The sequence below is a fragment of the Treponema sp. R8-4-B8 genome, assembly GCF_054786175.1.
Genome location: NZ_BDHE01000316.1, coordinates 1 through 494, shown reverse-complemented (window position 1 = coordinate 494; position 494 = coordinate 1). Strand labels below are relative to the sequence as shown.

1 protein-coding gene is annotated in these 494 nt (G+C 49.8%); it reads right to left on the bottom strand.

What is annotated here, in order from left to right:
* Positions 1-33: 33 nt before the first annotated feature.
* Entirely contained in the window at positions 34-486 is a 453-nt protein-coding gene (locus ACYVRA_RS08575) for an LSm family protein (protein ID WP_461252300.1), read from the bottom strand.
* Positions 487-494: the final 8 nt, after the last annotated feature.

Sequence of the window (494 nt, the reverse complement as noted above, 5' to 3'; positions counted from 1 at the left end):
TGACGAATTGCCTGCGACATATCTGTTCCCAATTTATACCTCCTGTGAAGGATCAAGCCTGGCTTTGGCTATAATGTCAAACTTTATTCTGACATTCCCTTCCTTTGTCTTTATGATAATTCCTTCTTCATCGGCGGACTCCAAAATCCCCGCCGTCCAATCTGAAATATCAGCGCGGTAACACCGCACTCCCCTTCCTTTATAATTGGCAAATTCAGCGCCGTCTTTAATCAGCCTGTCTATCCCCGGAGACGACACTTCAAGGTAGATGTCCTGCCCTTCAAACGCCAACTCCAGCCGAGGCGTTATGGCGCGATGGGCTTTTGAACAGTCATCGGTGCCAATGCTTCCCCCGTTGTAAATCACAGCCCTGATCTGCACGCTCTCCCTGTGCCGGGAAACTGCAAGTTCAATAAGGCGCAAGCCAAGCCCCTTAAGAACGTCTTCAAGCGGCTGCCTTACGGCCACTATTTCCCGGTTATCTATGTCTTTGC